26 protein-coding genes and 2 pseudogenes are annotated in these 26,168 nt (G+C 68.7%); 13 read left to right on the forward strand and 15 right to left on the reverse strand.

Features of this window, described 5'->3' with window-relative positions; all coding sequences use genetic code 11:
• Window positions 1-41: 41 nt before the first annotated feature.
• Window positions 42-929: an SDR family NAD(P)-dependent oxidoreductase gene (locus ACIQ8J_RS18600; RefSeq protein ID WP_403273244.1), complete on the reverse strand. Its 888-nt coding sequence runs from the start codon at window positions 927-929 to the stop codon at window positions 42-44.
• A gap of 72 nt (window positions 930-1,001) precedes the next feature.
• Between ACIQ8J_RS18600 and ACIQ8J_RS18605 the strand changes: the two genes are divergently transcribed.
• Window positions 1,002-1,931 carry a LysR family transcriptional regulator gene (locus tag ACIQ8J_RS18605; protein ID WP_403273242.1) on the forward strand — a complete coding sequence of 310 codons (930 nt, stop codon included), beginning with the start codon at window positions 1,002-1,004 and terminating at the stop codon, window positions 1,929-1,931.
• A gap of 483 nt (window positions 1,932-2,414) precedes the next feature.
• Window positions 2,415-2,609 carry an acyl-CoA carboxylase subunit epsilon gene (locus tag ACIQ8J_RS18610; RefSeq protein ID WP_403273241.1) on the forward strand — a complete coding sequence of 65 codons (195 nt, stop codon included), beginning with the start codon at window positions 2,415-2,417 and terminating at the stop codon, window positions 2,607-2,609.
• A 347-nt stretch (window positions 2,610-2,956) separates the two neighbouring features.
• Here ACIQ8J_RS18610 and ACIQ8J_RS18615 read toward each other — a convergent pair whose 3' ends face one another.
• Complete coding sequence (locus tag ACIQ8J_RS18615) at window positions 2,957-3,802, reverse strand: dienelactone hydrolase family protein (protein WP_403273239.1); 846 nt, start codon at window positions 3,800-3,802, stop codon at window positions 2,957-2,959.
• Between the two features lie 105 nt (window positions 3,803-3,907).
• Here ACIQ8J_RS18615 and ACIQ8J_RS18620 point away from each other — a divergent pair, with 105 nt between their 5' ends.
• Window positions 3,908-4,885 (forward strand): GlxA family transcriptional regulator, encoded by a 978-nt coding sequence (locus tag ACIQ8J_RS18620; protein ID WP_403273238.1) that lies wholly within the window; start codon window positions 3,908-3,910, stop codon window positions 4,883-4,885.
• Between the two features lie 22 nt (window positions 4,886-4,907).
• Here ACIQ8J_RS18620 and ACIQ8J_RS18625 read toward each other — a convergent pair whose 3' ends face one another.
• The 3 genes from ACIQ8J_RS18625 to ACIQ8J_RS18635 form a co-directional block, all read right to left on the reverse strand.
• Window positions 4,908-5,153: a transposase gene (locus ACIQ8J_RS18625; RefSeq protein ID WP_403273237.1), complete on the reverse strand. Its 246-nt coding sequence runs from the start codon at window positions 5,151-5,153 to the stop codon at window positions 4,908-4,910.
• A gap of 29 nt (window positions 5,154-5,182) precedes the next feature.
• On the reverse strand, window positions 5,183-6,031 hold the full coding sequence (locus tag ACIQ8J_RS18630; RefSeq protein WP_403273235.1) for an arylamine N-acetyltransferase: 849 nt from the start codon (window positions 6,029-6,031) through the stop codon (window positions 5,183-5,185).
• A gap of 180 nt (window positions 6,032-6,211) precedes the next feature.
• The gene (locus ACIQ8J_RS18635; protein ID WP_403273234.1) at window positions 6,212-6,541 is read right to left on the reverse strand and encodes a hypothetical protein; all 330 of its coding nucleotides are present in this window, start codon (window positions 6,539-6,541) and stop codon (window positions 6,212-6,214) included.
• On the opposite strand from ACIQ8J_RS18635, the gene ACIQ8J_RS18640 reads away from it, so the two are divergent.
• The gene (locus ACIQ8J_RS18640) at window positions 6,519-6,911 is read left to right on the forward strand and encodes an ATP-binding protein (protein WP_403273232.1); all 393 of its coding nucleotides are present in this window, start codon (window positions 6,519-6,521) and stop codon (window positions 6,909-6,911) included. The genes ACIQ8J_RS18635 and ACIQ8J_RS18640 overlap by 23 nt on opposite strands.
• Window positions 6,912-7,143: 232 nt before the next feature.
• Window positions 7,144-7,347 (forward strand): superinfection immunity protein, encoded by a 204-nt coding sequence (locus ACIQ8J_RS18645; protein WP_403273231.1) that lies wholly within the window; start codon window positions 7,144-7,146, stop codon window positions 7,345-7,347.
• Window positions 7,348-7,907: 560 nt separating this feature from the next.
• Here the strand turns inward: ACIQ8J_RS18645 and ACIQ8J_RS18650 are convergent.
• The 6 genes from ACIQ8J_RS18650 to ACIQ8J_RS18675 all read right to left on the reverse strand — a co-directional run bounded on the left by ACIQ8J_RS18650 (window position 7,908) and on the right by ACIQ8J_RS18675 (window position 14,582).
• Window positions 7,908-8,354 carry a hypothetical protein gene (locus ACIQ8J_RS18650; protein ID WP_403273229.1) on the reverse strand — a complete coding sequence of 149 codons (447 nt, stop codon included), beginning with the start codon at window positions 8,352-8,354 and terminating at the stop codon, window positions 7,908-7,910.
• Window positions 8,355-8,476: 122 nt separating this feature from the next.
• Entirely contained in the window at window positions 8,477-9,499 is a 1,023-nt protein-coding gene (locus tag ACIQ8J_RS18655) for a helix-turn-helix domain-containing protein (protein ID WP_403273227.1), read from the reverse strand.
• A 306-nt stretch (window positions 9,500-9,805) separates the two neighbouring features.
• Window positions 9,806-10,783 (reverse strand): magnesium transporter CorA family protein, encoded by a 978-nt coding sequence (locus ACIQ8J_RS18660; protein ID WP_403273225.1) that lies wholly within the window; start codon window positions 10,781-10,783, stop codon window positions 9,806-9,808.
• Between the two features lie 1,072 nt (window positions 10,784-11,855).
• A complete protein-coding gene (locus tag ACIQ8J_RS18665) occupies window positions 11,856-12,827 on the reverse strand; it encodes a pyridoxal-phosphate dependent enzyme (protein WP_403273224.1) in 972 nt (323 codons plus the stop codon).
• A gap of 322 nt (window positions 12,828-13,149) precedes the next feature.
• Window positions 13,150-13,980, reverse strand: coding sequence for an ABC transporter permease (locus tag ACIQ8J_RS18670; protein WP_403273222.1), 831 nt, complete (start codon window positions 13,978-13,980; stop codon window positions 13,150-13,152).
• Window positions 13,977-14,582, reverse strand: a complete 606-nt coding sequence (locus ACIQ8J_RS18675; RefSeq protein WP_403273220.1) for an ATP-binding cassette domain-containing protein — start codon at window positions 14,580-14,582, stop codon at window positions 13,977-13,979. Before ACIQ8J_RS18675 ends, ACIQ8J_RS18670 begins: the two co-directional genes overlap by 4 nt.
• Before the next feature lie 687 nt (window positions 14,583-15,269).
• Here ACIQ8J_RS18675 and ACIQ8J_RS18680 point away from each other — a divergent pair.
• Window positions 15,270-15,701: pseudogene (locus tag ACIQ8J_RS18680) on the forward strand (transposase); the annotation flags it as partial.
• 59 nt (window positions 15,702-15,760) lie between these two features.
• Here ACIQ8J_RS18680 and ACIQ8J_RS18685 read toward each other — a convergent pair.
• Window positions 15,761-15,943 carry a hypothetical protein gene (locus ACIQ8J_RS18685; RefSeq protein ID WP_403273294.1) on the reverse strand — a complete coding sequence of 61 codons (183 nt, stop codon included), beginning with the start codon at window positions 15,941-15,943 and terminating at the stop codon, window positions 15,761-15,763.
• Window positions 15,944-16,999: 1,056 nt separating this feature from the next.
• On the opposite strand from ACIQ8J_RS18685, the gene ACIQ8J_RS18690 reads away from it, so the two are divergent.
• A complete protein-coding gene (locus ACIQ8J_RS18690; protein WP_403273219.1) occupies window positions 17,000-17,404 on the forward strand; it encodes a hypothetical protein in 405 nt (134 codons plus the stop codon).
• A gap of 1,669 nt (window positions 17,405-19,073) precedes the next feature.
• Here the strand turns inward: ACIQ8J_RS18690 and ACIQ8J_RS18695 are convergent.
• Window positions 19,074-19,181, reverse strand: a pseudogene (locus ACIQ8J_RS18695) (dihydrofolate reductase); the annotation flags it as partial.
• Between the two features lie 248 nt (window positions 19,182-19,429).
• On the opposite strand from ACIQ8J_RS18695, the gene ACIQ8J_RS18700 reads away from it, so the two are divergent.
• The 6 genes from ACIQ8J_RS18700 to ACIQ8J_RS18725 all read left to right on the forward strand — a co-directional run bounded on the left by ACIQ8J_RS18700 (window position 19,430) and on the right by ACIQ8J_RS18725 (window position 24,796).
• Entirely contained in the window at window positions 19,430-20,158 is a 729-nt protein-coding gene (locus tag ACIQ8J_RS18700; protein ID WP_403273218.1) for a hypothetical protein, read from the forward strand.
• Between the two features lie 295 nt (window positions 20,159-20,453).
• Complete coding sequence (locus tag ACIQ8J_RS18705) at window positions 20,454-20,936, forward strand: hypothetical protein (protein ID WP_403273217.1); 483 nt, start codon at window positions 20,454-20,456, stop codon at window positions 20,934-20,936.
• Between the two features lie 9 nt (window positions 20,937-20,945).
• On the forward strand, window positions 20,946-21,233 hold the full coding sequence (locus ACIQ8J_RS18710) for a DUF6585 family protein (RefSeq protein ID WP_403273291.1): 288 nt from the start codon (window positions 20,946-20,948) through the stop codon (window positions 21,231-21,233).
• A gap of 572 nt (window positions 21,234-21,805) precedes the next feature.
• Entirely contained in the window at window positions 21,806-22,456 is a 651-nt protein-coding gene (locus ACIQ8J_RS18715) for a response regulator (protein ID WP_403273290.1), read from the forward strand.
• Window positions 22,453-23,553 carry a sensor histidine kinase gene (locus ACIQ8J_RS18720; protein WP_403273216.1) on the forward strand — a complete coding sequence of 367 codons (1,101 nt, stop codon included), beginning with the start codon at window positions 22,453-22,455 and terminating at the stop codon, window positions 23,551-23,553. The genes ACIQ8J_RS18715 and ACIQ8J_RS18720 overlap by 4 nt, the downstream gene beginning before the upstream one ends.
• A gap of 73 nt (window positions 23,554-23,626) precedes the next feature.
• The gene (locus ACIQ8J_RS18725; RefSeq protein WP_403273215.1) at window positions 23,627-24,796 is read left to right on the forward strand and encodes an agmatine/peptidylarginine deiminase; all 1,170 of its coding nucleotides are present in this window, start codon (window positions 23,627-23,629) and stop codon (window positions 24,794-24,796) included.
• Between the two features lie 171 nt (window positions 24,797-24,967).
• On the opposite strand, the gene ACIQ8J_RS18730 is transcribed toward ACIQ8J_RS18725, so the two are convergent.
• On the reverse strand, window positions 24,968-25,165 hold the full coding sequence (locus tag ACIQ8J_RS18730) for a hypothetical protein (protein WP_403273213.1): 198 nt from the start codon (window positions 25,163-25,165) through the stop codon (window positions 24,968-24,970).
• Window positions 25,166-25,505: 340 nt separating this feature from the next.
• On the reverse strand, window positions 25,506-26,048 hold the full coding sequence (locus ACIQ8J_RS18735; RefSeq protein ID WP_403273211.1) for an RICIN domain-containing protein: 543 nt from the start codon (window positions 26,046-26,048) through the stop codon (window positions 25,506-25,508).
• Window positions 26,049-26,168: the final 120 nt, after the last annotated feature.

The following is a 26,168-nucleotide window of genomic DNA, read 5'->3' on the forward strand; positions in this document are numbered from 1 at the left end:
AACTCCTCGTGCCGTGCGGTGAATTGGGGCGAGGCGCGGGGTCAGGGTGTGAGCATGCCGTCCTGTTCCACCGGGGGCGTGCCGCCGTACCAGTCCAGGGCCTTGCCGAACCGGATCAGCTCGCCGTACAGGGCCGGGTCGACGTGCGCGGCGAACACGACGTCGAGCACGGCCCGAGCCGCCTCGGACGGCGACTGGGCCCGGCTGTAGTCGCTGAACCACGGCCGGGAGGTGGCGGTGTCGACCATGCCGGGGCAGACGGAGGCGATCAGGGTGGCGGTCGCGAGGTCGCGCTCGCGGCGGGCTTCGGCGACCGCGCGCACGGCCGCGACCTGGGCGACCTTCGAGGGCACGTTCAGCCAGCGCGGCCAACCCGCCTCGGCGGCAGTGTTGTTGTGGAGGGCGGTGCGCCAGGACTCGACGGCGTACTCGACCTGGTCGAGGCTCGCACCGTCGAACAGGTGGCGCACCCGGGGGTCGAGGTGACCGAGGGTGCCCAGGCTGCTGGCCACCACGAGCAGCCGGCCGCCGGGGCGCAGGACCGGGCCGAAGGAGCGCAGGACCGCGTGGGTGGCGGTGTTGGACACGTCGATGAACTCGTCGGCGCGCTCGGCCTGCGACTCGTTCGGCAGCAGGCGGGCGACGGCGTTGGAGATCACCACGTCGACGCCGCCGTACTGGTCCCGCAGCTCGTCGGCGAGTCGGCCGATCACGTCGGTGTCGGTGACGTCGAGGACCCGCCCGCGCACCTGGGCGCGCGTGCCGGGCAGCTGAGCCACCTCGCGGGCGGCATCGGTGACGCGCCGTTCGCTGCGTCCGGTGAGCAGGACCAGGTCGTTCGTTCCCATGCGGGCCGCGAGTCCTTCGACGAGGGCCCGGCCGAGTCCCTGGTTGGCGCCCGTGACGAGGGCGATGCGTGGAGCGTTCATGCCTGCAACGGTAGGAACGCGCGGCTGCATGAGTCCAGCGAGAGTTACGCACCAGTGGTATGCGTAAACGTCATGGACTTCACGGATGTGTCGCTGACCGCTCTGCGGGTGTTCCGCGCGGTGGCCGAGCAGGGGACCTTCACCGCGGCCGCCGTGTCACTGGGGTACACGCAGTCGGCGGTGTCCCGGCAGATCGCTTCGATCGAGCGGGTCGCGGGTGCGGAGTTGCTGGAGCGGCGGCGCGACGGCGTCCGGCTGACCGCGGCCGGGCGGGTCGTCATGCGCCGCGCGACGGTCGTGCTCGACCAGATCGACCAGGCCGCCCGCGAGCTGTCGGGCCTGCCCGAACAGGGCGGCACCGTGCGACTGGGCTGGGTCCCCAGCACCGGGACGACCCTGGTGCCGTACGCCCTCGCCGCACTGCGGCGCAGTGACCCCGGCCTGCACGTGGTCAGCCGCGAAGGGGGCACCCCGGCGCTGGTGCGCGCCCTGCGGGCGGGCAGCGTCGACCTCGCCCTGATGTCGTCGGCACCGCCGTTTCGCGCACCGGACACCGAGTCGCCCCCGCTGGCGCTGCAAACGCTCAGCGAGCGCGCCCTCTGCTTGGCCGTGCCCGCGGCGCACCCGCTGGCCCGCGGGGATTTCGTCGACGTGGCCGACCTGCGCGGACAGCGGTGGATCGCCGGATCGTCATCCGGCGCGGACCGGCTCATGGGGGTGTGGCCGGGCCTGGACGAGCGCCCCGAGATCGCCCACACGGCCCGGGACTGGCTGGCCAAACTGCATCTCGTGGCGGCGGGCTGCGGGCTGACCACCGTGTCCGCCGCGATGGCCCCCGCCGCGCCGCCCGGCGTGCGCATCCTGCCGGTACGGGGCGGACCGCAGGAGACGCGGCGCCTGCTCCTGGCCCGGCTCCCCCAGCCGCCGACCGAGCCCGTCATCCGCCTCGCGGCCGCCCTACGGGCCGCGGCCCTCGGCACCGACACCGTCCCGAACCCGTGACACAGCCGGGGAGCGGACCCGCATGGAGCGGGCATCCCTGTCGGCGGCGGACGCTATGGCGTCCCAGCCGCGTGGTGTGATGTTGGAGGCGGTCACTGCGGGACGCAGGGCTCGGGCGAGTGTGACGGCGTCGTCGACGGCCCGGCGTCTGTTGCAGTTCGTCCTCGGTGAACACCAGATCGCCCATGACCATGCTGGTGAGAGCGATTCAACGCATTGCGGCGTGGCGCCGCGGGAGCAGAATCCACGACGCGGGACCGTTCCCCCCTCCGTCTTCCCCGGTGGCCACCACGTTCCCCGGTCGCGGACAGCGGCTCCAGCCTGCGCTGACAGCAGGCAATGAGGTGCCGGAGGTGAGGTGCGAAGGTCCGCCCCGCCGTACTGAACAAAGCCCTAGGCCATCACGCACGTCGGCGAAACACGATCCACCCGAATGGCGGAGCTGGAGATGAACCGCCGCACCATTCGGAGCAACGTGAAGAAATGCGCCATCACCTGCACATCCACCGTGGCCGGCCCAATGCCCTCGAAATAGCAGCCCTCACCGTCGTCCTGAGTGCGCTTGGTAACGCGATATCCGCAGGGGGAGGCGAACCCGCACGCAGGACGTCCAGAGCGCACTGGGACCGCTCCTGGACCGACCACGTGCCGGCGACCTCCTGGCAGAAACGCCACTGACCCCTCCCCCACCACGACCGGCACCAACACGGCCTCCGGCGTGGCTCCTCGGCCTCGGGCTCCGGTACGGCCAACACCCGCCCCGCCTCCCGGCCCAGCCCGGGGTGCCCTGAGCCGCGGCAAAATCCACCCCGGTGTGGTAGTCGATGGACCACATGCCCCCGGCCTCGTGGTACGGGGTGATGACCCGGTCCTCGTCCAGCGGGGCGGTGGGCGGCCGATGCCAGGCCGGTGAGAGTCCCAAGGGTGCCGATGTGAAGTCGATGCCCGTGTCGCAGAACGGTCTGTCCTGCGAATTGCTGGAGGATCTGGCCGCGCTCGCGGCGGCGAAGGCCCAGGTGCGGCGCTCAGCCGGATGTCGTCTCGGAGCGTCCGAACGGGCTCAGGCGGTCGGTCAGGAAGGCGAGGATCTCGTCCCTGGCCTTCAGTGTGGGATGCCCGTCCTCGTCGACGAGGTGTGCGGTGACGACGCTGTGGGGAGTCCCGACCACGTCACGGAAGAACGGGGGCGGGCTGCTGCTGGCCGAACTGCCCGCAAGGACGCGGCCGTCGAAGGCGTCGCCAAGGAGTGCCCGGTAGGCGGCGAAGCGCTGGCCGGTGCACCAGCGGTCGTCGGCGAAACGGTAGGCGAGAACCTTCAGTCCATCGCGCGCGATGCGGTCTCGGACCGCGCGCGCGTCCTCGTCGCTGATCTCAAGTCCGGCGGGGTCGTCCAGCGGCAGTGACGGATGGTTGACCACGGGCGCGATGACGGCCGGTTCGAGCGCCATGGTGAGGGCGAAGTTGCCGGTGAAGCACAGACCGATCGCGCCGACTCCCGGACCGCCGCACTCGGCGTGGGCCTGGCGCGCGAGCCCGCGCAGCCAAGTGGTGACGGGGCTGGTGCCGCCCCCGGCGAACGCGCGGAACTCGGCACTGACGCACGCGCGACGGACAACCTCCTTACCACCCTCGACGGTGGGATAGGCGCCGTCGATCCCGAAGAGTGAGGGGACGTAAACGGTGAAGCCCGCCTCCCGCACCCATCGCGCCAGCCGAAGGACGTCAGGGCTGATGCCGGGCATCTCCGGCATCAGCACGACACCCGGCCCGGAACCCGCGGCGTACACCGTCTTCACCACCCCCTCGACGTCAACAACTCGGCGAGAGAAGTCGGTGATCGCGTCGTCAAGACGTCCGTCGGCAGCGTTCATGGTGACAGCGTGGACCGATGTCCTGTACAAGGTGAGAGGCCAGATCGCCATGTATGAGGGTGATCTCGCCATGGGTCGGGCCGGCGGTGCGGAGGGGAGGCGAGCGTGAGCGTGAGCGCGCTGCGGGTTGGTGTCCTGGCCTATCCGGGTTGCTTCGCTTCCGAGGTGTTCGGCGTACCCGATCTCCTGACGATGGCCACGCACGTTGCCGGACCGGACCACCCCGGATACCAGGTGTCGATCATTTCGCCCCGCCATCGCGTCGCCGCATCGGGTGGTGCGGCGTTGGCCGTCACTCCGCTGCGCGAGGTCGACGTCCTCGTCGTGCCAGGGTTCGAGCTGGTGCCGGGCCTCGACCTGGACGCGAAGCTCGCGCCCCTCGCCCCCGAGATCGCGGCGATCCGCTCACACGCCGCTGCGGGCCATGCCGTCGTCTCGATCTGCGTCGGTGCGTTCCTGCTCGCCGAGGCCGGACTCCTCAACCGACGCCGGGCTACGACGTCTTGGCTCCTCGCGGACGAATTGGCGCGACGCTGTCCGGACGCCGAAGTCCGACCCGAACGTCTGGTCGTCACCGACAAGGGGGTGACGACGACGGCGGCCTTCAGCGCCATGTACGACTTCGCGCTGAAACTGATCCGCCGGCACAGCGGTGCCGACGTGGCACGGACAACCGCGCGCGTGGCGCTCGTCGACGATGCGCGATCGTCCCAGACTCCGTACGTCGACGCCCGGCTTCTTCCGCAGCCCGGAAATGAGTTCTCCCACCGAGTCATGCGACGGCTCGACCAGAATCTTGCCGCCCGGTACGACCTCGTCGCGCTGTCGGAATCCTTCAATGTCAGCACCCGGACGCTGCTGCGACGCTTCGCGGACGAAGCCGGTCAGAGTCCGCTCGAATATCTGCAGTCGTCGCGCGTCCGTCGCGCCCGCCACCTCCTTGAGACCTCGGACCAAACCATCGCCCGCATCTCCACCGCGGTCGGGTACAGCGACCCCGGCACCTTCGCCGCTCTCTTCGCCAAGCACACCGGACGACGCCCAAGGGACTACCGCGCAACCTTCCGACGAGGTACCCGGTGACGGCCCTCCCCGGTGGTCCGGCTTAACGGGCCGGCGCCCCAGGGCGCGCGCGGAGCATCCGCTCGAAGGTGCCGTCCTTGGCCCAGCGCTGGAAGCGGGTGTGGAGCGTGGCCCACGACCCGTACCGCTCGGGCACATCCCGCCAGGCCACGCCGATGCTGAACTTCCACACGACTCCGTTCAGGACCCTTCGGTCATCCGACCGCTTCCGCCCCCCTGTCGACCGAGGTGATTGCGGGGGGCCAGGAAGGATCGGAATTCCGTCCAAGGCTGATGCGGGACGCAGGGGCGGCGTGCTCAGGTCAGCTTGGGCAGCAACAGCTCGACGTCCTCTGCGGACAGCTTGATCCCGAAGACATCGGCCAGCACCTCGGGCACCTCGCTCGGCTCCAGCTCCCGCGCCTCCGGCGGGCCCGGCACCCCCGGCCTCACCGTGGTCAGCAGACGGTTGTCCAGGAGGTGGAGCCGGTCGGGGTGCACGCGCTGCACGAAGACGCGGTCGCTGAAGGGCGAATGCGGGCTGGAGGCGCCGAAATGGTTCGTCACCCGGAAGTCGGCGGGATACTGCGGGTTGAGCGTGAAGGTGTGCCGGACCATCCATCCGTCGCCGGAGTTGTCGACCTGGCCCTCGCCCGCGGGCTGGTAGAGCGCCCACCCGTCAGCACCCGGCGTGATCTCCTCGCGCCGTAGCCGATACGCCCACACCCCGTCCGTCACGTCCGTCGCGTCGGTCAACTCGATGGGCTCCAGCGGGCTCGCGCCGAAGCCGATGTCACTCAGCCAGCGCTTCCCTTCCAGCTCGACGATCACCATGGCGTGTGTCGCGGGCCTGATTCCCGTCGACCCCATCTGGACCCGGCCCTGGACCGCGAAGAACGTGAAGCCGAGGCGTTCCAGGGCCGCCGAGTAGAGGGTGACGTGCTCGTAGCAGGTGCCACCGCGCAAGTCGCCGATCAACTTGGCCTGAAGTGATGCGAGGTCGAGCGGACGGCTCTTGCGGAGTACCGCCTCCAGGTTCTCCCAGCGCACGGACAGCACATGCGCCCGATGCAACGTACGCAGCGTCGCCAGGGACGGGGAGCGGTCCCCCTGGTAGCCGAGGTGAGCCAGATAGGCATCGAGGTCGAGGTCGTCGCCGTTCCACATGCGGGGGTCTCCTTGTGTCATCACATCAATTGCCGGATGGCGTACGCCATTCGCAGCGATCTCCCCCGCCGTGCTATTCCGTCCCGGACCTCAGCCTTTGGTCCCCGGTCCCCGGCCCTGGATACGACTGGTCGATCTCCGCGACCATAGCCTTCGACGCACGGACCCCGTCGTGACCGACTACACCTCGTTGAAGCCACGCGACGCGTCGTAGATGTCAGCCTCGACGACGACTGCGAAGAAGCTCGTCCTCGTCACGACGTAGTGGACCATTACGTGGTCTTCCCAGGCCGCACGCGTCACAGCGTCGTTCGTGTAGGCAAGGTGACTGCCGGCGCCTTCGGGCTCAGCGGCGATTCTGCCGACGAGACGCAGGAACTTCTCCCGATCTGCGGCCGGCATGTAGTCACGGAGCCGCACACCCGACGGGAGACCGTCACCTCCCAACAGCGCCTGTGCAAAGCCGAGTTCGAGCAAGCCGGTCACTTTGGAGGAGTTCGACTTCTCCACCTCCCCAAAGCTGCCCGCCGCCCAGATCGGCGACCTGGCCGCCCTGCGCTGGCCCCACGCCGGCGCGTCCGTCGTCCTGTTCAGACCCGTCGGCGTCGGAGACACATGTCGCCCAGGCCATGGGGCACTTGGCCCTCCGACAGGGCACCCACGCCCGCACGCCCGCTTCGCCAAGACCAGCCGTATCCTCGCCGAACGCGCCAGCAGCCACGCGGACCGCACCCGAGAGAAGCACATCCGCGAACTCGTCCGCCCCGACGTCCTCGTCCTCGTCCTCGTCCTCGACGACTTCGCCATGCCCACCAGCTCTCCACCGCCCAGGCTGACGACCTCTACGAGTCGGTCAGCGAACGGCAGGACCGGTCCCTGATCACCACCGGCAACAGGCCCCCAGCGACTGGTATCCGCTTTACCCCAACCCCCGTGGTCGCCGCATCCCTCCGGCATCGGCCGATCAACACCAGCCACCAGGTCGTCATGAACGACCCAACTACGGGCCGAACCAGCGCCCCGAGAACCACACCGGCAAGCCCGCAAGCCCAAGGGGACCTGACCAGCTCGTTAAGCTGGAGCCACTACTTGATCAACTTGGGAGGCAGCAGATGGCCGCAGACATAGGGCCCGTCGAGGTGGTTCCGCTCATCGCACTGGCCTTCGCGCTCTACATGCTGCCGTCCTACATCGCCTTCCGCCGACACGTGCACAACCGCTCGGCGGTGCTGTTCATCAACATCGTCCTGGGGGCAACGCTTGCCGGGTGGGCAGTGGCAATGTTCCTCGCAACCCGACGGGTCCGTTCTGCCTGACCCTGCGAGACGGATCCAGCCGGACCTCCCTCCGGAGACCACCTGATCCCGAGGCTGTCGAAGAGAACAGCCCAGCGGGCAGTCGGCATCCTCATCCCGATCCTCATGGACCGTCATCTACCAGCAGACACTGACATCGCCGTACCACAGGCGTCGTGAAACAGCCAAGACGCCCTATCCAGCGCCTCGTCGGCCTGAGAGCCATGCCACGCAGAGCGATCCCGGCAACCGTCTGGAGCCGCCGTGCAGCGCGTGGCATGCCCCGCGCGGGATGGCGGTGTTCTGCTCCTGGTGGCTGCGGTGATCGGTGCCATTGAGAGCGAAGCAGCGCAAGGCGGCGACCTCGGACTCGATCCAGTCCAGCCACGAGCCGTATGTCGGCAGGAAGACCAGGCCGACGTCTTCAGGCCTGGGCCGGTTCCAAGTTCACGGTGTTGCGACTCCAGCCATAAGCGTCTCTACTCGCGGCTGTCGCCGCTCGACCCCCTTGGTGGTGTCCGACGGGTCAGTCACTGGGCCCGCCGGGCACCCCCTGGAGGTAGGGCCGCTGGCGTCAGCGGCTACTTCGGGCCGTAGTCGCTGCATGCGTAGCCGCTGGTGCCGACACCCTCATAAGTGTGCGCCTCCAGAATCACATATTTCAGGCCCTTGGGCTGCTGCAGGGTGGTGTCCCAGTACGACTGGACGTACTTGCCCACGTCGCCGACATACCAGGGATAGATGGTTCGCGAGCCGTCTTGGTTGGCTGTGATCAGGCGGGCCTTGGGGGGATTCCCAGCGCCTAGGTCAACGACGGAAATCTTGACGTCGTACCGAGCGGTGGGTGCCCCGCTGCCGACGAGGGACACATGGGCGTGGAGGGTCTTCTCCTTGTCTCCGCAGTCCAGTTGGAGAGCCTTCTGTGCGGCCTGTGCGGCTTGGGCTTGGGGCCCGGTAATCAAAACTCCTCCCAAAGCCAGGGATACTGTTGCCGCTAGAGTCACTGAGCGCTTGAACTGGCGTGCCATCAGGTACTGCCCCCGTGGTTGCTGAACGGCCGAGTCCACCCCGGCCGTGAGTCATCGAGGCGACTCATCCATGCCTCGTCAACGGACATCTACGAGGATTGCCGGGATGCAGCAGGAAGTCGTTAGCCGTGAGTCCACAGTTCTTGGCGATGGGTCCACTCGGTCGGCTCGTGGCTGCGGAGGGCTTGGTGTCGGTAGCCCTTGGGTGGCATGCCGTAGGCGGTGCGGAAGGCACGCGTGAAGTCGGCGGCGCGGGTGAAACCCCAGCGGGCGGCGATGCAGTGGATGGCGGTGGAGCACATCGCTGGGTCGGCGAGGTCGCGGCGGGCACGTTCAAGGCGCTGGTGGCGGATCCAGGCCGCGATGGTCTCGTGCTCGGTCTGGAAAAGGCGGTGCAGATAGCTGGCGGAGATGTTGTGGGCGGCGGCAATTGCACGCGGGGTCAACCGCGGGTCGTGCAGGTTCTGTTGGACGTAGGCCCGAATGCGCAGCACCAGAGTCCGGCTACGGGATTCCGGCGGCAGGGAACGGTCGGCGTCCAGAGCGTGAGCGAACAGCGCGGACAGCAGGTCGACCACGACCGTTCCCAGGCGAGGGCCGTCGGACGGCTGATAGGGGCTGGTGTCCGCGGTCATCTGAGTGAGGAACTGTACGAGCAGGGCGCCAATCCCTTCCCGTCCCGGCATTCGGTGGGCGAACAGTCGGTCCATCCTGTTCCGGGGCAGGTGCAGTAGCGCCCTGGGGACTTCGATCCCCATCCCCGAGAACAGGTCGGTTCCGTTGGAAGAGTTGACTTCGAATGCCCGTGAGCTGTCGAAGACCTGTATCTCGTAGGGCCCGTACACGGCCTTCTGGTCGGCCCAGGTGATTCGGTTGGTCCCATGCAGCGGAATCCCGATGTGGTATTGCTCGGGATCGGACTGGCGGATGAGCTTCGGGGTGCGGCGAAATCGAAGCGCCTGGTGGGTGGTGGGCCAGACATGAACCGCGCCGAGCTCCAGTACTCGCTGATGCGCCTGGTAATCCGCCGCGTATTCGCTGTGAAGGTCCAGCGGCGCATGGGTTCGCCCGATGCGCTCGCACCAGAAGTCGAACCGGTCCGCAGCGGGTAGGTCTTCCGTTCGGAACTCCGCCTCGGTCAGCATCCCGTCTCCTCCGCCTCCTGGCCTCGAACTGCCTCGCCGCCCTGGATCAGGCGCCGATGGGCAGGCTTCGATTCTCGTGCACCTCAAAACCCACCCCCGTCTGCACCTGCCGTCACGGCGGCGCGCGGAATCGTCGTGCCTCCGGGTGGCCTGCCGCTGGGGGCCCGGCACCTGCCCACGGCCCCGCCGCCGCACCTCGGACACGACCGGCGCGGAGTGGCAGGTCACCGCGGCGGCCATGCCCCGGCCGATTCTCGGGGATGTTCGTTGTCGGCCCCCTTTGTCCAACCGGAGTGCGGGGCTTCGTCAGATCCAGTCCTTGCGCTTGAAGGCGGCGTACAGGACGACGGACAGGATGATGATGGCAGCGGTCGAGGTGACGAAGCCCGCCTGGGTGCTGAAACCGGGATAAGGGACGTTTTGGCCGTAGAAGCCGGTGATGGCGGTTGGCACAGCGATGATGGAGGCCCAGCTGGTGACCTTCTTCATGATGAGGTTCATGCGGTTGCCCTGCACCGTCAGGTTGGTCTCCATGATCGAACCGATCATGTCGCGCAAGGACTCGGTCCATTCGCCGGCCCGCAGAACGTGGTCGTAGACGTCCTGGTAGTAGGGCACCAGCGGCTCGGACACGATGTGCAGGTCCCGGCGCAGAAGACTGTTGACGACTTCACGCATGGGCAGGACGACGCGCCGGAGTCTGGAGAGGCTTTTGCGCAGCTCGTACGAGCTTCGCTGGACGGTGTCGATCTGCTGGCGGCCCTCCTCGAAGAGGAGGTCTTCGACGGTTTCGATGCGGTCGTCGAGGTCCTGAACGGCGGCGAAGTGCCCGTCGACGATGTGGTCGAGCAGCCCGTGCAGGAGGTACCCGACACCGTACTTGGCCAGATCCGAGTTGTTGTCCCAGCGTTCGACGACCTCCTCGATGTCGAAGCGGTCGTCGGGACGGATGGTGATGAGCGCGGTCTGGGTGATGAAAACTGACAGTTCGCTGGCGGTCAGCCGACCGCTGGCAGGGTCTGTGCCGACCGCGTAGGCGCTGAGGAAGGCATGGGTCCGGTAGCGGTCGAGTTTGGGACGCTGGTGCTCATTGCGGGCGTCTTCAACCGCCAGTTCGTGCAGTCCGAACTCTTCACTGATCATGGCGAAGTCGGCCGGGCCAGGTGCGCAGAGGTCGAGCCAGACCGCCACATCCGGTTCTGTTACATATTCGGATATATCCTCTACGGGGAAGTCTTCCAACGCCAGGGTGCCGTTGCGGTAAAGCCGTGTTCGAGTCGCCATGGCGCCCCACCCTAAGCGCCGGTGCATCGAGGCCGGAGGGCGGGAGGCGCAGGCGGCCCGGGGCCGGCCGGCAAGCCATCATTTGTCGGCAAGACGCCCTGCCAGTGCCAGTCGAGCGCTGCCGCCCGGCCTCCGGCGGGCAGGCTTGCCGGAGGCCGCAGTGAAGCCGTTTCCTCTTGAAAGTTGCCGCTCAACGGGGATGGTGTGGCTGGACGGGTTGCGACACTGCGCCGCTGGCGCACCCCACACCACATCACCGGCCTCTGCCCCCGTCCCGTACGACACCGAGGTCGGCACCACGAAGACGTTCCCGCTCGTCCGCCGGGTCTACGCCAGCGTGAGGCCCTGCGGACGAAACAACTGAAGGACCGTCGCAAGAGACAGGTGGACAAGGAAGGAATGGTGCGGGAAGCCCGGCGAGGAAGCCTGGGAGAGCAATCTCGCCCTGCTCCACTCCTACCGGCACGCCCACGGCCACCTCGGCCCCGAGCAGGACGCCGTACGGGGCGGAGACGGCGAACAGACGGTGATCGGCCAACTGATGGCCAACCTGCGGCGCACCGGCGGCCTCGGCAAGGACAACGACACCACCACAACCCGCGCCGCCCAGCTCGCCTGAGCACCCTCGGCGTCCAGCCCGCGCCTCAGCAGGCCGCCAAGCGGGCCCGCCCGACCGCCTCACCCAGTTCCCCAGGGCCAGTTGCCCGGCGCGGGAGGCGACGCGGCGTACCAGGGACGCGGCATCCATATCTCCGCTGGCGCTGGCGTGGATGGAGGCGAAGAGGGTGTTGTCCGCCTGCCGTACGACGCCGAGGGCGGAGCGGTACACGCCGGGGATCGCCTCCACACAGTCCGGCCGGAAGGAGGTGATCATGGCGGGATTCACGCCCCGGGCCGGGTTGCCAGTCCACCGTCGGGCCGGGACCGCCTCGTGACAACCGAGGGCGAACGACGGGGCAGAACTCGGCGCTGACGAGTCCTCCAGCTCCTCCGCGCCAGTCAGGCCATGGTTGGCTTCTTCTCCGATCCGCCCTCCGCGCGGTCACGGTGTCCCCGTTCGTACCCGTCGGTGTCACTGCTGGGCACGCGACACCTCGCTGATTCGACGTGTCGCCTCGTCGTGGCCGAACAGTCCCGGCAGACCCCCGGTGTGCAGCAGGACGGTGCGCTCCCCGGGCCGGATGGTGCCGTCCCTCACCGCGGCCGCGAGCCCTGCGGCGGCGCGGCCCGTGTACACCGGGTCCAGGATCACGCCCTGCGTGGTGGCGACGGTGGTGATGGCGTCGAGGACCGGTTCGTGCAGCACTCCGTATCCCCGGCCCACCTGGTCGTCCCGGACCCGCAGATGATCTGCTGTCAGGTGCCGGCCGGTGAGCTCCGAGGCGAAGGCGGCGGCGACATGGGCGGGATCGGGGAGCGCGCCGACATCGATGCCCAGGACCCGTTCGGGGCCCAGGGCGGCGACCAGTCCTGCCATCGTGGCGCCGGAGCCCAGGGCGGTGACGACATGCTGGATGCCGGGCTGCTGGGCAAGGATCTCTTCGCCCGCCTCCTGGTAGCCGCGGGCGCCCAGCGCGTTGGAGCCGCCGAAGGGCACCAGGTACGGCACAACGCCCGTGCCGCGCAGGTCGGCGCAGGTCTGCTCGGCTCGGTCGCTCAGCGCGGCGGGCCCCGAGACGTCGCCCGCCCAGACGATCCGGGCGCCGAAGACGGCGTCCAGGAGCAGGTTTCCGCTGAGGTGGTCCGGTCGGCCCGAGCCCGGCATCACCAGCACCACGGCCAGTCCCGCTCGGGCGCCCGCGGCTGCGGTGAGGCGGGCATGGTTGCTCTGCGGGCCGCCCGTGGTGACCAGGGTGTCGGCGCCGTGCCGTAGTGCGTCGGCGATCAGCCACTCCAGTTTGCGTACCTTGTTGCCGCCTCCGCCGAGCCCGGTCAGGTCATCGCGTTTGATCCACAGGTCGTAGGGGTGCAGGCCGATCGCCGCGGCCAGCCGCGGGGCCGACTCCATCGGCGTGGGCCACGCCGACAACGTCATCTTCTCCATCACAGCAGGCTCCCTCGCCGACGTCACGACGCACCGGTCCAGGCCGTCCAGTGCGCCCAACCCAGCTTTCCACACATCTCGGAAGGCCAGCGGGGACGGGAGAGTGACCGCCGCAAAGACCTGATCCTGAGAAGACTCCGACGCCGCCGACGCGCTGGGACTACCGCGGGGGCGGACTCGGTGGCGACCACACTACTGGTGTCCGGTGCCGGTGAGGGCGTGGATCGGTGGTCAGGGCCGTAGCGGCCCGGCCCCCAGCTCAACTCGCTGTCCTTCCACGCCCATACGGACCAGCCCCGAACCCTTCGTGCTTGGTTGCGAGTCAGGTCGCGCCTCGGCGGGCTTGTCCAGCACCGCTTGGGGACCCGATGAGTGCTGCAGCACACGGGGTGCCGGACAGGGCGTTGCGCGTGCGTCGGTGGAAGGCGAGCAGGCCGAGGATCGCCGCCCCGGCGAACCAGGTGAGCTGGAGGGCGAGGCAGGAGAGCAGAGGTGTGCCGGTGAACCCGGCGGCGGTGGCGGCCTGGACGGCACCGTAGGAGGGGAGGTAGGCGATGGCCCAACTGTTGGCGCCGGCGCTGACGATGGGGTTCTGCAGGGCGATGTCGAGGACGCTGGTCATGACCAGCGCGAACATTCCCTCGACCTCGCGCCGCAGCAAGGCTCCGAAGACGACGCCGAGGGCGCCGTAGGTCTTCGCCGCGCAGAACAGTGCGGCGGCCAGCAACAGGGGCTGCTGCGGCGTCCAGAACAAGTAGGCGATGGCGGTGGCATAGGCAGCGATCGCCACCGAGGCGACGGCGAGTGCGGCGGTCTTGGCCAGTACGAGGTGGATGCGCGGGTAACCGGCCAGTGCGAGGCGGCGGTCGAAGCGGCCGCTGGCGAAGGTCGCGGCGAACATCATGAAGCCGGTGATCAGTGTGACGGCGTTGATGGCGCCGGTGACCTGGGTGAGCTGGTTGCCGGCGGGGGTCAGGACGCTGCCGGTGGCCCGCAGCCGGAAGTGGACCTGTGCGCTCGGGATGACGAAGTGGGCCACTGCGCTCCAGGTGGGCACGTAGGCGGCCACCAGGAACATCGCGAACCGGTTGTTGGCGTGGACAACGAGCTCATACCGGCTGGCGGTGCCGAAGAGGATCAGGTGCCGTTTCACACCGACGCCTTCCGGTGCGCGCGCAGCACGCCTTCGTCCAGATGCCAGAGTTCGTCGAGGCGGTCCGTGTCGTGCGCGAGGTGGGAGACGACGAGCACGGAACGCCCGGCATCGCGCAGGTGGTTGGCGAGGTCCCAGAAGCACAGGTAGGTGTCCCAGTCGAAGCCCTGGTAGGGCTCGTCCAGCAGCAACGTCTGCGGGTCGTGCATCAGGGCCAGGGTCAGATTGAGCTTCTGCTGGGTGCCTCCACTGAGCACCTCGGCGCGTTCGTCGAGGTAGTCAGCGAAGTGCAGGCGCTCCATGATCTCCCTGGCGCGGTGTAAGTCGGGCAGTCCGTAGGCGGTCCGGAACAGTTCGAGATGATGGCGGACCGTCAAGGAACCGTTGAGAACGACGCTTTGCGGGCAATAGCCGAACCCGCCGTGGTGGTGGACGGTGCCGTGGTCGGGCCGCAGTTCACCGGCGAGGATCTTCAGCAGGGTCGACTTACCGGCGCCGTTCTCGCCGACGACTCCGGCAAGAACGCCGCCGTGCAGATGCATGTCGACCCCGCTCAGGACCGTGCGGCGGCCGTAGCGGTGGTGCAGGTTCCTGGCCTCCATGAGACCTCCCCTTCGAGTTGATGGCAGTTTCGCGATCGTGCATGGCAGCGGACCGCAATCTCCTGATCAACGCACCGCGCCGCGGGACGTCACGCCACACCGCCCTGCGGCCCGGGTCGGCACGGTTTACTGACGACGGGCCGTCGACCCGTGATCGAGAGACGGCGGACTCGTTGCCGTACGTGCGGGCCTCAACGCCCGACCAAGAGGGAAGCCGACGACCAGCCGGGAGCAAGCAGCGCGGCCACTCGCCTGGACACTGTCAGAAGCTGTCCTACGTGTTAGGGGCGGGCCTGAGCCGGTCGTTCGTAGAATCGGTGAGACCCAGGGGCTTCGGCTATGGCTCAGAAGCTGTTGCTGTCCTCAAGGCCGTGACACTTGGCCGCCCGGAGCCCCGCGACGACTCGACCGCCGATGGTAGACCGAAGTCTGGCGGCGCTGATGGCTGGCCGAAGTCTGGCGGCTGGGGCCCTGTTGATGTCCTTGCGGTGCTCCCCTGGTCGGAGCGGAGCGGTTCCGGCGGTCGGAGGGGTGACCGCGATGTCGATGGTTCAGGTTCGGGGGTCGAGTGATCCCGCCGCTGACGGTGCGGATGGCGAGGGCGAGTAATCCCCGGGGGGCACGGCCGCGATGTGGGTGCGGGACTGGCTGGCTGAGGAAGACCGGGCGGACCGTCTCCTGACGGTGATGGTCGACCGGCCAGCCCGGACAGCATCCATCACGCCGATCAACGATGGGGCATCACCCTCTGGGACCGGTCCGCGACGATCCGCGAGCCCCAGAGCGGCCCGGATTCGCCAAGGAGGACTTTCACATCTACTGGGACCACCGCACACTGACCTGCCCGCGCGGCGTTACCAGCCCGCTACGGAAGCCCACGCTCGGCGAGGACACCCCCGCCTGTCGGTCCTGCTCCCCCGTAAAGCATGCCGAGAGCGCGACGACCGGCTCAAGTGCACCGGCAATGTCGAGGGCAAAGGGCGGCACATCTGTCTACTGCCACGGCCTCAGCAAGAGATCCAGACTCTGGTCCGCGCAGAGCAGAAGACCGATCCATGCCGCAAACGCTATGCGCTCAGAGCAGGTTGCGAGGCCACCATCTCCGAGACCGATACGGCCCGCCGCCTCGCCCTGACTTCTCGGTCGGGGCGAGGCGGCGGGGACAAGCGCTCAGAACATCAGCCGGTCATGGTGCCAACCGACTGGTCGACAGACCCGTGGTCGTTGTCCATCGGTGCCAGCTGGCTCTGGGCTGCGGTGCGTACGTCGGGCGAGGCGGCCGCCGCTGTGGCGGTGGCTGCCGAACCCAGCAGGGCGAGTGCGGCCAGGCCGAGAGCCGTGACAGTGAGTCGAATGTGCATTTGTGCCTCCAATGAGAGTGCGGTTGATCTCTTAAGCACGATCTCCGGGCATACGGTCCGCCGCAATAAGTACAGATCCATTCGGGTGGCGGGGCACGGTTTCGGCCCGCAGCTCCTTAGGGTCGGAGATGTGGTGTGGTAGCGCGGGCCCGGTCAGACAGCGAGCAGTTTCGCGATCGAGGTGGTCGAGGTGATCGAGGTGATCGAGCGGACCGGTCGGGCAGCAGGCCCCAGGCGGCGCGGATGACGTCTTCGGTGGCGACGCGGGAGGCTCCAGTGCCTCCCAGGCGGTAACCGACCAGTAGGTCACGACATGGCGTGTCGGAGGCGTTGTACGCCGAGGACCGATCACTGAGGCAACACGCTTCCCCACTGCCAGTTTTGAACTCACGGGCCTGCCAGGGTGGTTGCCGCAAAGTGGTCTGCGCGGTCCGCAGGCGCATGCAGGTGCTATGCGCATGCAGGGGCCTACACAGCGCCCGCCGATGTGATCGTTCCGTGGCCGGACGGCGACATCACCATCGGTGTCAGTTCCGTGATCCGGATTGATCGTCAAGATCTGGGCGGCGGCACGGGCCAGGGATCGCCATCGGGTGAGCTGTGCGCCGGTCGTCCAGCTATCACGTAGTCGTGATACTCGTCCTGAAGCACAGCGGTGTTGACCCACCGTCCGCGTACTGCTCCAGTGACGTCTTCGGGACGGCTGTGAGGGCGGCGAGGGTGTCGTCCCACTGCAGGGCCCTCTTCTCGTGCAGATGATGCCCGGGATGCAAACGGAATCGGGACCGGAATACCGCGCCTTCCCCCCTCCCGTCGCGTCACTCGCCATCGTGCCCGTCCTGCCAAAGCCCTGGGCAAACGAAAGTCACCTTCCGCAAGGAATTCATCACCAGCTCTGCCGCAACCCTCGACCGCTCCCGCGTCGACGCACGACCCACGGCTTGCGGCCAACAGGCGCTATTTCGGGTGGATTTCACTGGTGGACATTACGTCGCGGGTGGACTGGGCGTTCAACCACGCGTCCGTGATCCATCTGTGGAGGCCACCGTGAAAGCCATGAAAATGGGGACCGGGATCGTGTTGGCGCTGGCGGCGGCCGTTATCACCGCAACCGCGACCGCAGCGCCTCGACGCGCTCTTTCCACGGGCTCCGTCTCGCTCACCAACGCCGACAACGGCCGCACCGTGGTCGTACGGGCCGGTGACGAGATCAGGGTCCGACTGACCGGCGGCCGCGGGCAGGGCGTCACCTGGGTGTGGAGCGAGCCGGTGACCAGCGCGCCCGCCACCCTGCGCCGTACCCGGGGCGCCACGTCACCGAACGGCGATGCCACCGCGGTGTTCCTCGCCGTGAAGAACGGCGAGAGTGACATCACCTCCGCCCGGCGATGCGTCCCGAACCCCGGGTCCCTGTGTTCCCAAGCCGTCCTGCAGTGGAAGGTCACCGTCGACGTGCGGTGATACGGAGCACGGTCCGGGAGCCCGGACACTGGGGGCGGTCTTCGACGGTTGGAGCGGATGCCCTCGGGGGCCGCCTCTGCCCGCAGCAGGACAAGCCGAACACGGCCACCTCCTGGCGCCGCTGGACGCCACCTACCAAGGCGCAGCGGTGAGCATCTGGCTGAAGAAGAACGTACAGGCCGCAGCCAGGACGGCGCAGGAGCACGAGCAGCGCCGGGCTGGAGGGCCACCGATAGAGCGGGTCCTCGGCCTGCTGCCACTCGCCACCTGCTGTCACTCGCCATTCGTGGTGAATACCCAGAAGAAGACCCAGATCTTGTTGTCCATGCCGCCACCGTGTCCCAAGTCCCGGGCCAGCGTGACCTGTTCAGGAGTCGGACCACTGAGGGCAACCGCGCCGGTGGCATCGCCTCCAGGGGGTACAGAGGAGAGCGTGGTCCTTGCCCAGCAGCTGGACTTCCTTTGCCCGCGCCGCGGGGCACACGTCGCCCAAGCCCGCCAGGATCTTGCCCAGAGCCACACGGGCTCCTTGCCTGGAAGCCACCAGCCCCGCACTCGCTGAACAGACCGCCTCAACCCCAGCAGGTGCACACCGTCAGGCCCCTGCGGACATCCGCCCGCGAGGGCCTGACGCGCATCCGGATGCCTCTCCCGAGAACGCCGGGCCCTCCCCCGCACCGTCGCGGCCGGCCACCAACCCGACGCCCCCAACCAGCCCAGCCCGCGCAGCACCACCTCCGCCGACACGCCCCGCCCAGCCACCCCCGCCACCCCTCGGCGTTGAGGACTCTGCCACTCATACGTTCGAGCTCGGCGCAGTGGCCGGAACACTCCAACCCGCCTACTGTCTGGAGTGGAGCGGTTCCGCTCCGCGTGCAAGGGTCTGGCCCTGAACGGGAGAGGTGTCCTCATGCGCGCTTTCCGGGTGGCTCCCGCGCTCGCCGTAGCACTGAGCCTTATACCGGTTGCTGCTGCGACCGCAGCCGTACCACTTCACCAACCCCAGGCTCCCCGGGCAGCCGCACCAGTGACGCCAGGGGTGTCCGGGCCCTCGGATGCACCGGCCGCACCCTCGCCCCCGACGCCGTCCTCGCTGCCTGAGGCCGGGGCAGTGACGGCCTTGCTGAGCAGCGGGCTGTCGACCGTGACCAACCTGCTGTCGAGTGTCGGCCTCCCGGTCACACTGCCGTCGCTGCCTCCGGTCTGAACGACGAGCACCCGCGACCTGCTGTTGGCCATCGCCCATCTATGCCTGCCGTACCTTGCGAAGGCACCGACCACAGCACGCGCATGGTGGGCGTCTCATCGACGGCCTGCGCAGCAACACCCCACAGCGGCAGTTATGACCACGGCCAACTGCACCTCCGTCACCACGCGCACCTCGCACCCCGCAGGATGAGGCAGCCGCCGGTACACCAGGCGGCCGCACAGAACACATCACGGTCGAGGGCGAAGCCGCGTCCGTGACCATGAACGTGTCCGTGACCGTGACCGTGACCGGGAAGCTGGGCATACGGATCTCCTGCACCAAAACCCGCCGCGACAGGCTCAACCCCGAACAGCGCACTGCATTCACGGAGTTGGGCATTGAGTGGGCCTGCACCCGGCAGCGGAAGTCGGACTCGACCGGAACCCACCGGCCCGCTCGATGTGGAGTTCCGCAACGGCGTCATCCGAGGACGTCGTAGGTCAGGTGTGTCGCGGTCGATGTCGACGTCACGCTCCGCTGCACCAGCGTGCGCGGCGCTCCGCCGGTGAACAGTGGCGTCCCGGTTCCGGAGTGTCCGGTTCATGTCACCGAACGGCCACGGCGACTGTGACACCGACGGGAGCAACCTCGGCCCGCCACGCCTCGTGTACACAGTTGTGCGGTGGTGCTTGTACGTCCCACGCAGCTGCGGGGCGGGCCGCCACCGCTGATCAGCGCAGTGAAACACGGACCCGCTGAGCACGGCGAGACAACGAAGCCTGCTCGGCACAGTGAGACAGCGAAACGGGGAGTTCAGCATGATTGTCCGTCGGCACATGGTTCCACTCGCTCTCGTCGCCGCCACCGCGTCCATGGCCCTGACCGCCTGTGGCGGCGGCAGCGACTCGGACGGCGGATCCGCCACACCACCCGGTAAGGGTTCGGGTACGCCGAGCGCCACGGACACGGCCACGGCCGCACCGGGGTCGGGCGGGGCGAACGGCGGTGCCAAGGGCGGCCCGTCGTCCGGGGCCAAGCCCGGCTCGTCCACGGGCACACCGACGGGCGGCGGCCGGGACGCCGCCAGCGACGCCTACGCGTACAAGCACTTGTGCGCCGCCAGCCAACTCGCCATCAATGCAAAGGAGTTGGACTCAAACCCCGACCAGTACGTCATCACCGTGACCAACCGGGGCCAAGCCGCCTGCGGCATTTCCTCGTACTACCCGCTCGTCGCCCTCAGCCCCAAGAACGCCGTCGACCGGTCCAAGAGCACCCACCCCCTCGTCCCCAGCGGCCTCGGCGGCGCCCCGGCCGTTCCCGTGTACGCGGGGCACACCGTCTACGCCGTCCTCGACACCGACCCCGGCGGCGCGAAGGGCGGGAACGGCGGCATCGACGAGATCAACGTCCTCGCGGACGAGCGGTTCCCGAACGCCGAGATCCACAATTTCCCGATGGACGAAGGAGCCACCGTCACCCGGCACCCGAAGCTGGGCCTGTACCGCGACACCGTCCGCGACGCGGTCACCAGCATGCGCTCGGCGGACATCAGCAGCAGCTGACCGCCCCCGCCGCAGTCCAGTGGGTCAGGCCGTGACGGCATCCGACAGGCACACGAACCGACAGCCCTTGTCGAGGAGTTGCGGCACGGCGCCGCCGACTCCCTTCACGGTGTTGGAGGTGCGTCGGCGGACGCCCGGCACTCTCCCGCTGGCCGCGTTCAAGGCACAGACTGGGGTTCACCGGCCGTCGCTAGCGTCGTGCGCTCGTGTGTGGTGGAACGTCACCGTGACACCTGTGAACCGGAGGGGGCCGGAGTTGAGCGATCAGGGAACCCACAGCAATGGGCCGGAGGCCATGCCCGTACCTGGCCCGGTCGCGGAAGCCGCGGACCGGGGACGGCTCGGTGCCCATGTGGCCGCGTACGGTGGGCGGCAGGATCCGAGCGGTCTGGGGTGCATGACGATCCTGGCGATCCTGCTCGGGGTGGTCGCACTCGTCCTGCTGGTGGTCGGCGCGGTGGCCGGGGCGGTCGTCCTGGTCGTACTGGCCGGTCTCGCGTTGCTGGGCCGCTCGTGGGAGCGGGCCGGCTCGCGGCGGAACGGGGACCTGAGGCTCGACCTCTACCAGAACGGCTGCGTCACCTGCCGCGACGGGGGCGTGAACGTCGTACGGTACGACACCACCTCGGTCTGGCAGAACAACGTGCGGCACACGGGCGCGTTCGGCCACACGGATTACAAGTACACCCTCATCGACGTCGCCGGGGCGAAGGTCGTCCTGCGCGGCCGCTCGGACCAGACGGTGGTGCGCGGCGTGCTGGAAGGCTCCGACGCATGAGGCAAGGCGATACAACGGGCCGTCACCGACGCCCGGTTACCGAGGGCCGTGGCGGCGCTCCAGGCGGGGGAACGACTCGACTTCGGTCACCTCTGGATGACCGCGGAACAGATCGGCTCCCAGAAGGAGTCCCTGCCGTGGCAGCAGATCCAGGCGGTCGAGGTCGTCAACGGGTACCTGAAGATCAAGGTCACCGGACGGTGGCTGACGCTCAGCAACCGCTCCGTGTCCGTCGTCCCCAACCTGTTCGTCTTCCTGACCCTCGCCGACCGCCTGCTGCGCACCGCACGCCGCTGACCGTTCTCCACCGCATCACCTGCGCTCCCTCCGCTTCCGCGTCCCGAGATCCTCACAGCCATCGGCGAAGGGCGAATTCGTAGGGCAGTCAGTAATGGTTTCGGCGAGGTCTGTCGGGATACAGACGAACGTGCTCAGTCATCGGTGTGTTGCGGCGGCACGCGGCGTGCCGGTGGCAGACGCTATTCGCCCACCAGCAAGGATGGCCAGCAACCTCACTATCCAGCGCTGCCAGTAATCGTTGTCGTCAAGGCTCATGCGCGCAGGGTCGCACTGGACCAGTTCAGCCCACCAGCCTGGGCACGTTTCTCCGTACCTCTATGACACCAACCAGTACGTCCACAAGGTTCTCCCGGGCGGTGAGCAGCGGGGGGGGGGAGGAAGCAGGCCGCACCCCCGCCACTCGGCGGGGGTGCGGCCCCTCCGAACGACTGGAACCGGCCCGCCGCACGACTGCCCGTGCCGCTGCGGGCTCCGCGAAGAGGGCGGATGACTCTAGGGTCACAACGTGGCCGGACAGCGAGGACGAGCCATGACCAGGACAGAAAGGCGCAGTGCGAGTGATCCGGGTAATGGTGGTGGACGACGAGGCGCTGATCCGCTCCGGCTTCGAACTGATCCTGAGCGCGGCCGACGACATCCAGGTCGTCGGCACCTCGGGAGGTGCGGATGCGGTCGACGCGGTGCGCCGGGAGCGCCCGGACGTCGTGCTCCTGGACATCCGGATGCCGGACGTCGACGGTCTGACCGTTCTGCGCGAGGTCCGCACCCTGCCGGACGTACCGGTCGTGGCCATGCTGACGACCTTTGACACCGACGAGTACGTGGTGACCGCACTGCGATCCGGCGCGGCCGGCTTCATCCTCAAGGACACCGAGCCCGACCAACTCGCCCAACTCGTCAGGACGTTGGCGGCAGGCGGTGTGGTGCTGTCCCCGAAGGCTTCGCACGCCGTCCTGCGCGGCTACCCCGACCAGGGCACCGTCGACGCAGCGGAAGCCGAGCGCGTCGGGCGGCTCACCGGCCGCGAGCGGGAGGTGCTCGTCCTGATCGCGGAGGGCCTTTCGAACGCCGAGATCGGGACCCGGATCCACCTCAGCGCGGCCACCGTCAAAGACCACGTCAGCGCGATCCTCGGCAAGCTGCGGGTGAGCAGCCGGGTGCAGGCGGCCCTCCTTGCCCAGCAGGCCGGCCTCCTGAAGCGGCGGCAGGACCCGCGATGAAACGGCGCTCCGTACCCGCCCCGCTCGTTGACGCGTCTTTCGTCGCCGCCGCGGCCGTCGATGTGTGGATCAGCTACGACGGCGAGCCTCCGCTGGTCCTGGCGGTCACGGCCCTCGGCTGCGCCGCCCTCGCCTTCCGACGACGTTTTCCGCTGCCGGTCTTCCTGCTCACCCTCCCGGCGACCGCGCTGATGGCCATCCTGGTCGCACCCCTGGTCGCCCTGTACTCACTGGCCGAGCGCACGCGCGACCGCAGGCTCCTCATCGGATGCGGTACCGCGTTCGCGGCCGCCGCCGCGCCCTGGCCGCTGTTCCGATTCCTGTCGGACGACCAGACGTGGACGTTCGTGGACTTCATCTACCTTCTCGCGACGTCGGCCGCTCCCGTACTGCTCGGCCAACTGGTCCTGGCCCGCCGGGACTTGGCCCTGCGGCTGGCCGAGATCGAAGAGGTGCGCGAACACGAGCGCCAACTGCACGCCCAGACGGTGCTCGCCCGCGAACGTGCCCAACTGGCCCGGGAGATGCACGACGTCGTCTCCCACCAGGTGAGTCTGATCGCGGTACGGGCCGGGGCGCTGCAGGTCGCGGCCAAGGACCGGGACAGCCGGGAGGCGGCCCGCACGATTCGAGGGCTGAGCGTCGACACGCTCGACGAACTGCGGCACATGGTGAGCCTGCTGCGCGCCTCGGGCGGCCACACCACCGAACTCACCCCCCAGCCCACCCTGGCCGACCTGCGCCGACTCGTCACCACCAGCGGCATCGAGGCCCGCCTGGAGGGAGAGCTGCCCGCCGACGTCGGCGCCACCGCACAGCGGGCCGTCTACCGCACCGTCCAGGAAGCCCTCACCAACGTCCGCAAACACGCCCCCGGCGCCACCGCGACCATCCAACTCTGGCAGGCCGCCGGTGAGTTCGGCGCCACCGTCACCAACACGCCGTCGACCCGGCCCACCCTCCGGCTCCCCAGCGCCCACCATGGCCTCATCGGCCTCAAGGAACGCGCCGAACACCTCCACGGCCAGTTCTCGTCCGGGCCCACCCCGGACGGCGGATATCAGGCCCGGCTGCGCCTTCCGTACAGCAACGACTAGCCGGTGCCCGCGCCGAAGGCACCCGCTCGTCCGCACGACCGAATCCCCCTGCAAGTGAACTCTGGAGTACTACGTGTCCGGTTTCCTCCACGCCCGCCGCACCGTCCTGCGCACCATGGCCGCGGCCGGCGCCGTCGCCCTCGGCGCAGCCGCCTGTTCCCCCAAGGACGTGGCGGCCGGGCCGGACGACCCGTCCTCGGCGCCCTCCGGAAATCCCTCGGGCGAGGCCTCGGGCCGTCGGCTGGGGGCGGAGTGGGAAAGCCACGCGCGAACGTTCATGTCATGGCCCGCCTCTCAGGACATCTGGGGTGAGCACCTGGCACCCGTCCGCCAGGACATCGCCGGGATCGCGCGAGCCGTCGGGGCTCATGAGCCGGTGATCATGCTCGCGCGCCCCGACCAGGTCGACGCGGCGCAGAAAGCAGTCGGGGCGGACGTCGAGGTCGTACCGATCTCAGTGAACGATCTGTGGGCCCGGGACACCGTGCCGGTGTTCGTGGAGGAGGGCAAGCAGGTCCGGGGCGTCGACTTCAACTTCAGCGGCTGGGGCGGCAAGCAGCAGCACACCGCCGATGCCAAAGTCGGCCGCGCGGTCCTGTCGAAATACGGCATTCCCCGCGACCAGACCTGGATCGTCGCCGAGGGCGGTTCGTTCGAGACCGACGGCGAGGGCACGTTGATGGTCACCGAGAGCTCGGTGGTCAACAAGAACCGCAACCCCGGCAAGTCCCGGCAGCAGATCGAGGACGAGTTGAAGCGGGTGCTCGGCGTCCAGAAGGTGATCTGGTTCGACGGCGTACGCGGCGAGGACATCACCGACGCACACGTCGACTCGCTGGCCCGGTTCGTCGCGCCTGGCGTCGTCCTCCTGGACCAGGCGTTCCCGGGCGAACCCGCCAACTCCTGGTCCCGCTCCGCCGACCAGGCCAAAAAGGTGCTCAAGGACGCGACCGACGCCCGGGGCAAGAAGCTCCAGGTCATCGAGCTGCCGCAGCCCGACCCGAATGCCATCACCGGCCGTGACCCGAAGATGGTCACCACCTACGCCAACTTCTACGTGGCCAACCAGTCCGTGTTCCTGCCCAAGTTCGGCGATGCCAAGGCCGACGACCGTGCCCGGCAGATGCTCCGCGACCACTTCCCGGGCCGAGAGGTCGTGTCGTTGAAGATCGACACCATCGCCTCGGGCGGCGGCGGGATCCACTGCTCGACCCACGACGAGCCCGGAAAGCCCGCTTCGTGAGCCGCATCGCCAGGCCTCATCAGAAGGCAAGGCACCCTTGCCCGCCGCGGTTCGCCCGTACAGCCGCCGAGCCGGAGCCGCTGCCCTTCCGGTGCACCGCCGGAACGAGCGCCAGGCTCTCTGAGCACATACGGATGCCGCGGGCAGCAGCCTGTTGACCGGGCAGGTGTGTCAGCTCACCGCTTGCTTCACGAGCGCGCCGATCCGGGTCTCGGCCGTCACCCCGGTCACGGCGAAGCCGGCCACCCACATCGTGCCGTCGGCCAGCTTGACCTGGTCGCTGAACCCGAGTGTCGCGTAGCGTGCCTTGAACTTCTCCGCGCCGATGAGGCTGAGAACCGGGCCTGTTCGTGGGCGTGCGGCTCGCACAACTGGCGCGAGATCCGGCGGACACGAGCGAGGACCGATACGGCCAAGCGCAACCGTCGAGCCGTCCGCCTGGAGTGCGGGGCGGGTTGGGCGGCCAGGGCAGACCGTCCTACTCGCTGGAGCCCTGACTGGTCCGCGCATGTTGCGCATAAGGGCGAGGAGGCTTGGCGACCGGGTATACCCACACAGCGGCTCAACCCGCCCCTCTGCCCTCCGCCCGGAGTGACGACTACGTGGGTGGGGCCGGGGCCGTATAAGAGCAGGCATGACTGTCTTCCATTGCGCATGCGCAAAGTGCGCAGCCGAGCTCACGCCGACACGAATCAGCAGACGAACGCTTTCACCGTACGTAGGTGAGGCCCCACTGCTGGGTGGGCAGACCTTGGTTGTCCCAGATGGCGATCCGGGCCCCGTTGGCACCGCCTGCGCCGCGGTCGGGTTCGAGCACGCGGCCGTTGAGGTTGGAGATCGGCCCGGGACCGGAGTGGTCGGCCGGGTAGACGTACCACAACTGATCGATGTCGGTGAACGAGCCGTCGCACGCCGCCTTCCACAACGACCAGCCGTTCGGCCCCTGCGTCCAGCCCGCCAGGCAGCGGCCGTCGATCCCGTTCGCCAGCTGGTATCTCCCCCGGCTGTCCGGAACCAGGTACCAGAGCTGGTACGTCTCCGTGGTGCAGTCCCACACCCGTACGCGGTCATCGCCCGCGGGGTAGCCCATGCAACGGCCCGTGCCCTGGTTCCGGACCTGGAACGGGCCCACTGCGCCTGGCGGCAGAGGAGCAGCAGCCCTCGGGGCGGCGTCGGAGCCCGGCGCGGCGGCCACGAGGGCCGTGAGCAGTCCTGCGACGAGCAGCGCCAGTCGCGTACGCGGTGATGTCACGAGTCCCCTTGTTCCCGAGTTCCGGACTGTGGTTCCTGAAGCACACGACCTGAAGCACACGAGAGCAAGCCATCCTCTCCCGGCAGGGCCGCGCCTGACAGGGATCCGTCCGCCAAACCA

Origin of the sequence: Streptomyces sp. NPDC094147 (assembly GCF_044764265.1) — a bacterium.
Classification (GTDB): domain Bacteria; phylum Actinomycetota; class Actinomycetes; order Streptomycetales; family Streptomycetaceae; genus Streptomyces.